This is a genomic window from Methylobacterium symbioticum (assembly GCF_902141845.1).
Lineage (GTDB): Bacteria > Pseudomonadota > Alphaproteobacteria > Rhizobiales > Beijerinckiaceae > Methylobacterium > Methylobacterium symbioticum.
In genome coordinates this window covers 1-12,775 of the sequence record NZ_CABFPH010000062.1, presented here as the reverse complement: position 1 = coordinate 12,775, position 12,775 = coordinate 1, and the positions used below count along the sequence as shown (strand labels likewise).

11 protein-coding genes are annotated in these 12,775 nt (G+C 72.0%); 5 read left to right on the top strand and 6 right to left on the bottom strand.

Annotated elements, in window-relative coordinates; genetic code table 11:
- Positions 1 to 256: 256 nt before the first annotated feature.
- Positions 257 to 754: a Ros/MucR family transcriptional regulator gene (locus MET9862_RS18965; RefSeq protein WP_142584453.1), complete on the top strand. Its 498-nt coding sequence runs from the start codon at positions 257 to 259 to the stop codon at positions 752 to 754.
- Positions 755 to 1,159: 405 nt separating this feature from the next.
- On the opposite strand, the gene MET9862_RS18960 is transcribed toward MET9862_RS18965, so the two are convergent.
- The 4 genes from MET9862_RS18960 to MET9862_RS18945 form a co-directional block, all read right to left on the bottom strand.
- Positions 1,160 to 2,446, bottom strand: coding sequence for an MFS transporter (locus MET9862_RS18960; protein WP_142584452.1), 1,287 nt, complete (start codon positions 2,444 to 2,446; stop codon positions 1,160 to 1,162).
- Between the two features lie 29 nt (positions 2,447 to 2,475).
- Positions 2,476 to 2,895, bottom strand: coding sequence for a MarR family winged helix-turn-helix transcriptional regulator (locus tag MET9862_RS18955; RefSeq protein WP_142584451.1), 420 nt, complete (start codon positions 2,893 to 2,895; stop codon positions 2,476 to 2,478).
- A gap of 716 nt (positions 2,896 to 3,611) precedes the next feature.
- Complete coding sequence (locus MET9862_RS18950) at positions 3,612 to 4,640, bottom strand: hypothetical protein (protein ID WP_142584450.1); 1,029 nt, start codon at positions 4,638 to 4,640, stop codon at positions 3,612 to 3,614.
- Between the two features lie 211 nt (positions 4,641 to 4,851).
- A complete protein-coding gene (locus MET9862_RS18945) occupies positions 4,852 to 5,778 on the bottom strand; it encodes a DUF6925 family protein (protein WP_185156930.1) in 927 nt (308 codons plus the stop codon).
- A 157-nt stretch (positions 5,779 to 5,935) separates the two neighbouring features.
- On the opposite strand from MET9862_RS18945, the gene MET9862_RS18940 reads away from it, so the two are divergent.
- From MET9862_RS18940 to MET9862_RS18925, 4 genes are all read left to right on the top strand, one after another.
- On the top strand, positions 5,936 to 7,306 hold the full coding sequence (locus MET9862_RS18940; protein WP_142584469.1) for an ATP-binding protein: 1,371 nt from the start codon (positions 5,936 to 5,938) through the stop codon (positions 7,304 to 7,306).
- The gene (locus MET9862_RS18935) at positions 7,303 to 7,977 is read left to right on the top strand and encodes a response regulator (RefSeq protein WP_142584449.1); all 675 of its coding nucleotides are present in this window, start codon (positions 7,303 to 7,305) and stop codon (positions 7,975 to 7,977) included. Before MET9862_RS18940 ends, MET9862_RS18935 begins: the two co-directional genes overlap by 4 nt.
- Before the next feature lie 52 nt (positions 7,978 to 8,029).
- Positions 8,030 to 8,710: a thiaminase II gene (gene tenA / locus MET9862_RS18930; RefSeq protein ID WP_142584448.1), complete on the top strand. Its 681-nt coding sequence runs from the start codon at positions 8,030 to 8,032 to the stop codon at positions 8,708 to 8,710.
- Positions 8,711 to 8,822: 112 nt separating this feature from the next.
- Positions 8,823 to 10,292, top strand: coding sequence for an amino acid permease (locus tag MET9862_RS18925; protein WP_142584447.1), 1,470 nt, complete (start codon positions 8,823 to 8,825; stop codon positions 10,290 to 10,292).
- Positions 10,293 to 10,305: 13 nt separating this feature from the next.
- On the opposite strand, the gene MET9862_RS18920 is transcribed toward MET9862_RS18925, so the two are convergent.
- Both MET9862_RS18920 and MET9862_RS18915 read right to left on the bottom strand, forming a co-directional pair.
- Complete coding sequence (locus MET9862_RS18920; protein WP_142584446.1) at positions 10,306 to 11,202, bottom strand: MBL fold metallo-hydrolase; 897 nt, start codon at positions 11,200 to 11,202, stop codon at positions 10,306 to 10,308.
- Positions 11,203 to 11,431: 229 nt separating this feature from the next.
- Complete coding sequence (locus MET9862_RS18915) at positions 11,432 to 12,559, bottom strand: L,D-transpeptidase family protein (RefSeq protein WP_185156931.1); 1,128 nt, start codon at positions 12,557 to 12,559, stop codon at positions 11,432 to 11,434.
- Between the last annotated feature and the right edge of the window lie 216 nt (positions 12,560 to 12,775).

Here is a 12,775-nt window from a genome sequence, read left to right as displayed (position 1 = left end):
TCGATATCGCGATTCATACATGTATTTCATATGCTTAGTGTATTTTTTCAGACTCGCGCCGGTGACATCTCCACGCCGCTGAACCAATCCGCCCTCCGCCATCGAGGGGGCGTCAATGCAATGGTTCCGGTCATTTTGTGCGCCGCGAGCCCGATTCACGCGGAAAACAGCCCATAAATTCGCATTCCGATGAATATAACCCTTGACCGTCTGCCGCGACCGATCGATCTTCGCGGTCGAAGGAGATGCTGTCGCAATGGATCTGGTCATGGAAGAGCAGAGCGCCGATCACATCGGCTTGGCTGTCGAAATTGTCGCGGCTTACGTGGCGAACAACTCGATCCCACCTGGTGATCTGCAAGGCTTGATCGTGGGGGTGCATGGCGCCCTGGTCGCCTTGGCCAACCCCGCGCCGTCCGAAGCGCAGGTGGTCGAGAAGCTCACGCCGGCACAGATCCGGAAATCGATCACCCACGACAACCTGATCAGCTTCGAGGACGGCAAGCCTTACAAGACCTTGCGCCGCCATCTCACCCTGCGCGGCCTCACGCCCGAGGCTTATCGGGAGAAGTGGGGCCTGCCGCGCGACTACCCGATGACCGCGCCGAGCTATTCGGCGCAGCGCTCCGAGCTTGCCCGTGCCCTCGGCCTCGGTCAGCAGCGCCGCAAGCCCAAGGAGACCTCCGAGCCCAGCGCTCCGGCGACCAAGCCGCGCAGCCGACGCAAGGCTCCCGATGCACAGGCGGCTGAGTAGGCGCCGACGGCCGGTCCGTTCAGACCCGTGATCCAGGATGGGGCGCGGTCGTCGGTCGGTCGCGAGCTGGGCCGATGCTCCCGCCCCGAGGCCGCGAGCGGGACGCTTCCGGAGCGCGTCACGAGACTGGTTCGAGCAGTTTGTCCTGTCACCGTGCGTATCAGTCTTCCGCCCTGTGCGGCGGGCCGATGCGCACGGTTTGTCATGTTCGGGCCGCCCGGCAACGCGCCGGCCATCTCCCAGGAGCGCGCTGTCCAACGCTGGCATGCGACCGCCTCCGATTCCGGCGCGCCATGGGCTGACACGCCTGCGTCCCCGTCGGGGCCCGCAGGCCGCGAGCCCCGCGCGTTGACGGGGCTCCGCCCGACGCCTTCTTAGAGAATGTAAGCCTATCGCAATCTCCGATCAGGCTGGGACCGGCTCGGTCCGGCCGGCGCCGAGGCCGCGTCCGATCATCAGCGCCATCGCGGCGGCGACGAGGCAGAGGAAGCCCGCGGAGACGAAGGCGGAGGCGTAGTCGCCGGTGCCGGTGCGGACGAGGCCCGCCCCCCAGGCCGCCGCGGCCGCGCCGATCTGGTGGGCGGCCGCGATCCAGCCGAACATCAGCGCGGCGTTCTCCTCGCCGAAGGCCTTGCCGGCGAGGTTCACGGTCGGCGGCACGGTGGCGATCCAGTCGAGCCCGTAGAACACCGCGAACAGGGACAGGCCGTAGAGGCTGCCGTCGAAGGCCTGCGGCAGGAAGATCAGCGAGAGCCCGCGCAGGCCGTAGTACCAGGCGAGCAGCTTGCGCGCGTCGATCCGGTCGGTGAGCCAGCCCGAGGCCGTGGTGCCGAGGAGATCGCAGATCCCCATCAGCGCGAGCATGCCCGCCGCCGTCACCTCCGGAATGCCGCGGTCCAGACAGGCCGGGATCAGATGGGTGCCGATCAGCCCGTTGGTCGAGGCGCCGCAGACGAAGAAGGTGCCGGCCAGCAACCAGAAATCGCGGTTGCGCAGGCCCATGCCGAGGCCCTGGAGGGCGCGCCGGGCCGGGTTGATTCCGCTCTTCGGCGCGGGCTGAACCACGGTCTCGCCGTAGCGGGGCAACCCGAGATCGGCCGGACGGTCGCGCATCAGCAGCGCCACCAGCGGCACGAGGCCGAGCGCGGTGGCGGCCACGGTGAGCGCCACCGCGCGCCAGCCGTGATCGACCACGATGGTGGCGAGCAGCGGCAGGAAGACGAGCTGGCCGGTGGCGCTGCTCGCGGTCAGGAGGCCGACGACGAGACCGCGATGCGTGCCGAACCAGCGCCCGGCGACGGTGGCGCCGAGCACGTTGGCCACCATGCCGGTGCCCGAGCCGACGAGGATGCCCCACAGGGCCACCATCTGCCAGGAGGCGCGCATGAAGACCGTGGCGGCGGTGCCGGCCGCCAGCACGAGGAGCGCGCAACAGACCGAGCGGCGCAGGCCGAAGCGCTCGATGATCGCCACCGCGAAGGGGCCGATCATGCCGTAGAGGAAGATGTTGACGGCCACCGCGACGCTGATCGTGGCCGTCGACCAGCCGAACTCGCGCTCCAGCGGCACGATCAGGATGCCCGGCGTCGCCCGGATCCCGGCGCCGATCAGCAGGACGAGGAAGGTGACCCCGGCCACCACCCAGGCATAGTGAAGCCCTCCGGGCTCACGCGTCTTCGTCCCTGTGGGCATGGCGGATTCTCTGGTCTCGAGGCTGGAAATCAGGGGTGCTGGGCGAGGGCGGCCAGCGAGGCGAGTGCACCGGGGGCGAGGCGGGCATCGATCTCGGCCTGCGCTGCCCGCCAATGGGGCAGGGCCGCCGCGATCGCCGCCGCCCCCGCCTCGGTCAGGGCGGCGATGCGGGCACGCCGGTCGGCCGGATCGGGATCGAGGCGCACGAGGCCGCGCCGCTCCAGGGGGTCGAGGTTGCGGCCCATGGTCGAGCGGTCCAGAGCCGCCTCCTCGGCGAGCCGGGTCACCGGCAGGGGGCCGAGCCGGGCGAGGATGCGCAGGATCGAGAATTGGGTGATGCGCAAGGCGGCCGGCCGCAGGGCCGCGTCGTAGATCGCCGTCATCGAGCGGGCGGCCCGGCGCAGGGCGATGCAGGTGCAGGGCTGGTCGGCCGGCGAATCGGATGACATGGATACGGGTATATGCCCGCATACCGGGCCTCGCAACCGGTTTGTGCGGCGACCGCCGGAGGCTCCTCGATCCGCGGTCGCCACGACGCGCACGTGCTTTCGGCCCCGCGCGGATCATCCGCCGGGGGGATGGCCGGAAGTCACGGTCGGGGTGACGCGGGACGCCGCGGAGCCCTGAACGCAACGTTGCACAAGCCGGCTCCCCGGCGTCCCGCGGATGAGGGGCCCTGCTGCAAGCCCACCCATCCGTCTTGTCGTCGCGGTGTCTGTCCCGGCGTCCTCCGACCTCGCGACTGCCGCTGGCCGGGTCCGGTCCCTGTCGGGACGGGAACCCCGTGCACGCTGACATACGCCCGTCCGGCGCGAGGCCCGCCTCGTAGTGGGTCGGGCCGGCGAGGCTCTGGCGGTCCCCCAGAACCGGGTCGGGACGGGCGCATTTCCTCAGCCCGCCTCACCGCCCGGATCCGAGCAGACCTTGCGTCGGCACGCCGCCCGGGGCACCGGCCGGATCCGAGGCCGATGACGCGGGCACCGCCCCGCCGTCCGCGCCCCTCCCGGTCGGTCCCCGGGACGGGCCCCCGAAAGGCAGCGCAGGATCACCCCTGCGATGCCGGGCGGCAGGTGCAAGCAAATGAGCACAAAACAGGAACATTGTCAAGCGGACGGCGCCGAGCCCCGGCGTTCCACGGGGGCTCGGTCCATCCGACGTCCGGCCGTCAGAACTTGTCGGGCAGGCTCTTGACCGCGTCGCCGAGCGCCTCGACTCCGGCGCCGATCTTGCGGCCGGTGGCGGAGAGGGTCGGCATCTTGATGCCGAACACCTCGGTCTCGTCGGCCTCGTCCGGCGGCGCGGCGGCGGCGGCGACCGCGGTCGGCGCGGCCGCGGGCTTGCGGGCCTGGACCGGCTTGGCCTTCGGCTTCGCCTCGGGCTTCTCGCCGCGCGCAGCCGGCTTCGCCTCCGGCGCGGCCGGGGCGGCGCTCTGATCCAGGGCGGGCGCCTCGGGCTTCACCGGATCGGGCTTGGATGCCTCGATCTTGGAGGCCTCGATCCTGGGCGTCTCCTTGGCGGAATCCGGCGGCAGGGCGGCGAAGGTGGTGCTGGCGGTCCGCGCCCGTACGGTCTCGGCGGCCCGCGCGGGCAGCGTCGTCACGGTGCGGCTCGGCGGAAGGGTGCTCGCCTGACGGGTGGGCCCGATCACCGACGCGTTCTCGATGGGTGGCGCGGGGCGCGCCGCGGCCTGAGCGGGCGGGGCGGCCGGGATCGCGGCCGGCCGGGTCTCGGAGGGCTTGACCTCGGGCGCCCCGCGATCCGCCGAACGGATGGCGGGGGCCTCGGGGGCGAGGGGCTTGAAGGCGCTCGGCTCGGGTGCCGCTTGCATCGGCTCGGGGAGGGCGGCCTGCGTGGTCGCGGGCGGCGCCGGCGGCTCGGCCGGGGGCAGGGAGATCCGCGCCTGCGCGGTGCCCGACGAGGCTCCGGCGCGCGACGGCAGCCCGTCCTTCAGGTCCGGCCAGTCGGCGGCCTTGTGGCGGCTCGCCATCGCCGGGGCGGGCTTCGGGGGGATGAGGCTCGACATCAGGCTGGTGGCGCCCGCGAAGGCGCCGAGCCCGGCGAGGCCCAGGGCCCCGACGAGCGCGGTGCCGAGGGCGAGCCGGCCGAGGCCGCCCGCCAGCACCGCACGGCTGGCCGCGGAGGCGGTGCCGCGCGGCTGGCGGGTCTCTGACGGATCGAGGACGAGGTCGTTCATGGACGGGGACTCCGACGCGACGCCGATCGAAACGGCCGCTCCCCCGAACCCGGCCGACGGCCTCTGTTGTTCGAGGCGGATCGTGCCGAAGATTTCATCGCGGGTAATGCGGCACAAAGATGTCGGCCGGCAGGTTCCGCGACGGTTCGGGCAGGATCGACAGCCTCGCCGAGCTATCCGTGCCAGTGTCCCTGTCGTAGCGGCCGCAGCATTAAGAATCGGTGACTGAGGCTGCGGGCGGCTCTCCTTGCCGAGCCGCCTCGGGATACGCCCCGCAGGCGGCCTGGATCGCGGCGACCCGCTCGGCGCCCCGGCTCCGGCGGTCGGGCGCCCGGCCGGGGCGGGGGCCGAGGCCGAGCCGGTGCCGCTTCCAGGCGAGAAGATCGGGATCGCCCCAGCGCGCGAGCAGGGCCTGGAAGCGCGCATGAGGCCCCGCCGCGAAGGACCGTGCGCGCCCGAGCGCGTCGCGCAGCGGATGCGCGGGATGGATCTGGGCCACGGGCACGAGCCCCGGCGGGATCGGCGCGGTCGCGGCGTGGCTGCGCCCGAGACGCAGCACCGATGCGGGTGCATAGGCGCGCGGGCCCGGCGCATCACCGGGCGCCTCGCCGAGTTCCTCAACCTCGACCCGGCCGAGGGGCCCGGTGAAGACGAGGCCGAGCCGGCCGGCCCGCAGCGCCGCGAGGACGCCCTCGTCCAGCGCGACCGGCCCGCTGGCCCGCCGCATCCGCGCCAGCACGTCGGGCGCGTCGCTGCGCAGGCAGACATCCACGGCGCGCAGGCCGAGGCCGAGATCGAACAGGATCCGTGCCCGGGCCTCGGGACGCAGGGCGGCGCGGTCGGGCCCGAGTTCGGTGCAGGCCGTACGGGCCGGCCCGCGCAGGGCGTCGGCGGGCAGACACAGCGCGACCGCATGGCTCCAGCCGCCGGGCAGAGCGGTCTCGTAGGCCAGCGGGACCAGATCGGGGCGGATATGGAGGGCGATGCCGCCGCGCCGCGTCACGAGGCCGAGCCGGCCGCCGCCGAGCGGCTCGGCCGGCTCGTCGGGCCGGCGGTGGAATTCGCCCGCCGCGCCGAAGGTGCCGAGGCTCCAGCCCGTCTCCGGGTCGGCGAGGGATCGCGTGATGAGGTCGCGCACCGGCTGCATCGCCTCCTGGCTACGCACAGGCCAGCGGGGCGGCAAGGGCGGCGCGCCCTGGACTTAGGGGGCCGCCTCGATCATCCCTCGACGGGTGAACGCCCATCCGACGATCGTCGCGCCGACGCCCGAGGCGCCCGGGACGCACCGCGCTGCCATGCCCTGGGCGGGCTGGTCGACGCGCCAGCGCCTGATCGCGGCGGTGATCGCCATCGACCTGCTCGCCGCCCTGGTCTCCTGCGCCGTGATCGTGCTGAACGCGCGCTCCGCGGTGAAGGTCGAGACCCGGGCCTCGCTGGCGACCGTCGAATCGCTGGTGGCCGACACGATCCGGCTCGCCGAGAAGACCTCGCCCGAGGCCCTGCTCCAGACCCTCGACCTGCGCTTCCAGGCCCTGCGCCACGTCCGGGTCAGCGTGATCGACGACGATGGCGACGTGATCGCGGCGCCCTCCGGCCGGCCCCGGACCGAGCGCGCCGCCCCCGCCTGGTTCGCCGAGCTGATCGCGCCGCCGATCCAGCAGCACACGCTGCCCCTCGTCGTCGGCGGGCGCACGATCGGGCAGGCCCGCATCACCACGCAGCCGATGGACGAGATCGATGAGATCTGGACCTATGCCCGCGCCCTCTCGATCACCACCTTCTGCATCAACGTCGCGATGCTGGCCGCCCTCTGGCTCGTGCTCGGACGGGTGCTCGCGCCGCTCGCCGCGCTCGCCGAGGGCCTGACCCAGCTCGAGCGGCACGACTACACCGCGCGCCTGATGCCGCCCGACACGCGGGAGCTCGCCGTGATCGCCGCCCGCTTCAACAAGGTGGCGGAGGCCCTCGGAGAGGCGCGCGATGCCAATGCCCGCCTCAACCGGCAATTGCTCACCGCCCAGGACGACGAGGGCCGCCGCATCGCCCTCGAGCTGCACGACGAGTTCGGGCCCTGCCTGTTCGCGCTGGAGGCCAACGCCGCCTCGATCGCCCGCATCGCCGCGGGCGAGGCCGAGCCCGACCGCGCCAAGCTCGCCACCCGCGCCTCGGACATCGCGGCGATCGTCGGCCAGGTGCAGGGCCGCAACCGGGACCTGCTCAACCGCCTGCGCCCGCACGGGCTCGGGCAGGTGCCGCTCGCCGATTGCCTCAACCTACTGCTGCGCGACTTTGCCCGGCGGCATCCGGCCACCCAGTTCACCGCCGATATCGAGGGCCTCGCCCGGGGCTACGGCGACCTCGTCGACCTCACCGTGTTCCGCTGCGTGCAGGAGAGCATGACCAACGCCGTGCGCCACGGTGCCGCATCGTCGGTGCGCGTCACCCTGCGCGAGGCGGAGGGCGTGCTCCACCTCGCCGTGCATGACGACGGCACCGGCTTCGCGCCCGGGCACGGCACCGGGCTTGGACTCTCGGGGATGCGGGAGCGGGTCGGCGCCCTTGAGGGAAGCTTTGCCCTTGACAAGGCCGGCCCCGGCGCTGTTGTCCGGATCAGCATCCCGGTCTCCGAGGGATCCGAGGACGTTAGCACGGTCGCAGCGCCATGAACGCCATCGCCACCAAGTCCGGGATCGCCGGCACGCGCCTCCCGGTCCTCGTCATCGACGACCATCCGATCGTGCTGCAGGGCTGCCGCCGCGTGCTGGAGGATGCCGGCGTCGAGACGGTGGCCGAGGCGACCACGGTGGTCGGCGGCTACCGCATCTTCCACCGGCTGCGCCCGCCGATCGTGATCTGCGACCTGACCTTCCAGGGCAGCGGGCTCGCCGGGCTCGGGCTGATCCGCCGCATGCGCGCGGTGGCGCCCGAGACGCGCGTCCTCGTCTTCAGCATGCACAACGATCCGGTCATCGTCTCGCGGGCGCTGGAGGCCGGCGCGCTCGGCTACGTGCTGAAGGACCACGCCTCGGCCGAGCTCTACGACGCGTTCGAGCGGGTGCGGGCGGGTGAGGTCTATCTCGACCGGCGGCTGGCCACCGAGGTCGCGATGCTGCGCAGCGACGCGCGCCGCACCCCCGAGACCCAGCTCACCCCCCGCGAGCAGCAGATCCTGTCGCGCCTCGCCCAGGGCAAATCCTACGGCGCCATCGCGGCCGACCTCTCGGTGAGCTACAAGACGGTGACCAACGCCTGCTCGCAGATGCGCCAGAAGCTCGGCGTGCGGACGCTGGCCGAACTCATCCACGTGGCCGTGACGCAGGCGCAGCGGCAGGGGTGAGGCGGGCCACTCCCATTCCCTCCTCAGAACGAGGTCGAGGACAGGAGCGACGATGAGCGGCAGCGGTGTGGGGCAGTTCTCCCGCGAGGCCTGGGCGGCCAACGCGGATCTCTACGAGACCATCCGCACCATGCCCTTCAACGCGGCGCTCGCTGCCGGCACGCTGAGCCCCGCGCGCTTCCGCCACTACATCCTGCAGGACGCGCATTACCTCGTCGGCTTCGGCCGGGCGCTCGCGCTCGCCGCGGCCAAGGCGCCGGATCCCGACGGGATCGTGCTCTTCGCCCGCGCCGCCGAGGAGGCGGTGGTGGTCGAGCGCGCCCTGCACGAGGGCTTCTTCCGCGCCTTCGGCATCGGACCGGAGACCTTCGCCGCGACGCCCCTGTCGCCCGCCTGCGACCACTACCTGAGCTATCTCCTCGCGACCGCCCATGCCGAGCCCTACGAGGTCGTGGTCGCCGCGCTGCTGCCCTGCTTCTGGATCTACCGCGAGGTCGGCCGCGACATCCTCGCCCGCGCGAGCCCCGACAACCCCTACCGCGCCTGGATCGACACCTATGGCGGTGCGGAATTCGCGGAGGCCGTCGACCGGGTGATCGCAGCGGCGGATGCCGCCGCCGTGGGGGCCTCCCCGGCGCATCGCGCGCGCATGCACCGGGCCTTCACCCATGCCACGCGCCTCGAATGGATGTTCTGGGACGGCGCGTGGCGTGAGGCCGGCTGGCCGGTCTGAGCCGTCGGCGGGGGATTGGGAAAATTCTCGCGCGGCGCCCCCTGGCCCAGAGACCCTCTACCCCTAGCTTTGCCCGGATGAAGACGGTTTCGTGACACGGTCGGAGACGGGCATGGCGGCAGGGGCCGGGAGCGCGCTGCTCCGCACGAAATCGCTGGAGCGGCTCAACGCCGATGCCGAGGCCGGGGAGCACACGCTCCAGCGCACGCTCGGGCCCTGGAGCCTGATCGGGCTCGGCATCGGCGCTGTGATCGGCGCCGGCCTGTTCTCCCTCACCGGCATCGCCGCCGCCCAGCATGCGGGGCCCGCCGTCGTCATCTCCTTCGCCATCGCCGCGCTCGGCTGCTGCTTCGCCGGCATGTGCTACAGCGAGCTCGCCGGCATGATCCCGGTGGCGGGGTCGGCCTATACCTACGCCTACGCCACGATGGGCGAGTTCGTCGCCTGGATCATCGGCTGGGACCTCGTGCTCGAATACGCGGTCGGCGCGGCCACGGTCTCGGTGAGCTGGTCGCAATACGTCGTCCGCTTCCTGCACCAGCTCGGCATCGACCTGCCGGCCCGGCTCGTGCACTCGCCCTTCGAGACCTACACGCTGGCCGACGGCACCACGGGCACCGGCCTCGTCAACCTGCCGGCCATCGTCATCATCGTCGCCGCCTCCGGGCTCCTGATGATCGGCATTCGCGAATCGGCCCGGGTCAACGCGATCGTGGTGGCGATCAAGCTCGCGGTCGTCGCGGTCGTGATCGGGCTCGGCGCCTTCTACGTGAAGGCGCAGAACTACGTGCCCTTCATCCCCGAGAACACCGGCACCTTCGGCGAGTATGGCTGGAGCGGCATCATGCGGGCGGCGGGTGTCGTCTTCTTCGCCTATATCGGCTTCGATGCGGTCTCGACCGCGGCGCAGGAGGCCAAGAACCCCCAGCGCAACATGATGATCGGCATCCTCGGCTCGCTCGCCATCTGCACGGTCATCTACATCCTCTTCGCCGGGGTGCTCACCGGCCTCGTCCACTACGACGCCATGCGCGGCGACGGCGCGCCGGTGAACACCGCGATCGGCCAGACGCCGTTCCCCTGGCTGAAATCGCTGGTGACGCTCGGCGTCATCGCCGGCTTCTCCACCGTGATCCTGGTGCTGCTGCTCGGACAGAGCCGGGTGTTCTTCACCATGTCGCAGGACCGGCTGCTGCCGGGCCTGTTCTCGCGGGTGCATCCGACCTGGAAGACGCCTTACCGCTCGAACCTGTTCTTCATGGTCTTCACCGGCGCGCTCGGCGGCTTCCTGCCGATCACCCAGCTCGGCCACATGACGAGCATCGGCACGCTGCTGGCCTTCGTGCTGGTCTGCCTGGGCGTGATCATCCTGCGTCGGACCCATCCCGACGCCCCGCGGGCCTACCGGGCGCCGCTGGTGCCGCTGGTGCCGATCCTCGGCATCCTCACCTGCGCCGCGATGATGGTCTCCCTCGACAGCGAGACTTGGCTGCGCCTCGTGATCTGGCTCGCCATCGGCATGGCGATCTATTTCGGCTGGAGCCGTCGCCACAGCCGCGTCGGCCGCGCACAGGAGGCGTGAGGCGGCGAGCCGATCAGGCGAAGCGGGCGACCACGCGCGGGCGCGGCGTGCCGATCGTGCCGACATCGATCAGCGCGCGCTCGCGGGCGATGAAGGCGGTGGGCATCTCGGCCTGCATCTCGGCCTCGGCCGCGCGCAGTACCGCATCGGTATGGGCGGGGTGCAGGTGGATGATCGCCAGCGCCTTCACGCCGGCAGCCTGGGCGAGCTCCACGCCCTTCTGCCAAGTGGAGTGGCCCCAGCCGCGGCAGGCGGGATACTCGCAATCCGTGAACATGCCGTCGTAGACGAGCAGGTCGGCGCCGGCGACGAAGTCCATCAGCTCCGGGCTCGGCCAGGGATCGGTGTGCTCGACGTCGCTGATCACGCAGAGCCGCTTGCCGCCGTGGTCGAAGCGGTAGCCGACAGAGCCCTGCGGATGGTTGAGGAGCACCGTGTCGACGCGGATCCCGTCCGGGAAGGTCAGGGTCTCGCCCGCCTTGAAGCCGTGATGCGCGAGGCGGCAGGGCAGGATGTCGAGGGTAACCGGGAACAGCGGCGGCGCGTAGAGACGCTCGAGGGCCGTCGCGGCGGATTCGCCGTCGAGGTTGCCGCAATAGGTGTTGATGGTCCGCTCCGCATCGAACACCGCGGGCTTGAAGAAGGGCAGGCCGCCGACATGGTCCAGATGCAGATGACTGAACAGGAGATCGATCTCCTTGGGCAGATCGGTCCGGTGATGCTGGCCGCAATTGAACAGGCCGGAGCCCGCGTCGATCAGGAACAGGCGCTGGCCGCAGCGCACCTCCAGGCAGGGGGTGCAGCCGCCGAATTCGGCGTAATCGGGACCGCAGACCGGCGTGGAGCCGCGTACGCCCCAGAAGCGCAGGGTGAGGGCACCGCCCGAGGCAGGACTGTTCGATAGGGTCATCGGATCGTCAATCAGGCATCCGTCCTGGCCGCTCATCGATCAGGACGCTTTCGTCAGGCCGGCGTCAATGCGCCCGGGCCGGCCACGGGGAGCGCGCGGACACTCCGCCGCTCTGTGAGATGCAATCAGGTGGGGGCACCAGGTTGCATGCGATGTGCGTGCCCGCACACGGTCTCCGGCCACGCTGGCGTTTTCCCGGGTGTCGTGGCTTCGCGGCCGTGGAGGCATCTCAGAGCCCCTCCGCCGCCGCGAGGAGACCGGGCGCGGACCCGCTCCGGTCCCGCTTCGCCAGCTCGGCCGCGACGAGGCGCGGCAGGCTGTCGGCATAGGCGCCAGCCCAGCCGAAGCGGTCCGGGACGCGTTCGTAGATGGGGACGAAGCCGGCCAGGCGCCAGTCCGCCATCGGCCTGCCCGGCGCCAGGGCAGCGGTCCAGACCGCCTCCGGGATCGGGGCGGGGCGGCGGTGGCCCGCGATCACCACCACCTCCTGGCCGGCATAGGCCAGCGCCTCCGGCCGGCTGATCTCGCCCACCGGCACGCCCTTGGTGATCAGCGAGGCCCAGAAGGCGTGCTGGCCGCCATCCGAGTAGGTGGTGCGCACGGCCGGTGAGCCGTCCTCCACGAGGCCGGCGATGCGCGCCTCCTCGGCCGCCCGGCGCGTAGCCGCGGCCGCCTCCTTCGCCGGATCCTTCGAGGGCGCGAAGACGTAGCGTCCGCCGGCCACCGAGACCTGGAGTTCCTCGCCCGTCGCCTCGAACCGGTCCGAGCCCTCCTTGAGCTGGCGCCAGAACGCGTAGTTCGGGTCGGCCCGGTGCCGGGCCATGTTCTCGGCGCTCATCCGGAACGGGTAGGACTGGAACTGGAAGGCGGCCTGGCCGCCGTTCAGGGCGTCGCGGGCGATGGCGTAGAGTTCGCCGGCCGCGCGGTCGGTCATGGCGAAGCAGCCCATGGAGGAGCAGACGCCGTGCACCATCACCGCCGAGCCGGTGCCGCCATGCGCCCGGTCGAAGGCGTTCGGATAGCCGATGTCGAAGGAGAGGTAGTAGCGCGAGTTCGGGTTCATCTGGCGCTTGGGGACGGCGTAGAACCCTTCCGGCGTCTGCCGGTCGCCATTCGCGCGCTTGGGGCCGAGCTGGCCCGACCAGCGGCAGATCGGGAAGGTCTTGATGTGGACGTAGCCGCTCGGGCCCCGCTTCCAGACCTCGATCTCCGATTCCTTCTTGTAGGCCCGGAACAGGACGGGGCTCGCCGCGCCGGTGCCCTTGGCCGCCATCAGGGCGAGCGTCGCCGCCGGGATCGGCGCCTCCGCCTTGGCGTTCTGGGCGCGGGCGGGTGCGACGGCGAGCAGCAGGAGCAGGCCGGCGCAGGCGGCCCGGAGCGCCGGGATCGGGACGGGATCGACATCCGCGCCGCGTGGTGCCGTCTCGCGCCGGGCCGGCCGCCGGACCGCGACCCCCGAACCCGGCCCGAACGCGCGCCCGCTCGCCGAGAAGGCGGCCGTCGCGGCGGAGGGCGCTCTGGGGGGTGGCGGCATGAAGGGCCCGCGAGAGTGGAACCACGACGCGCGTCGCGG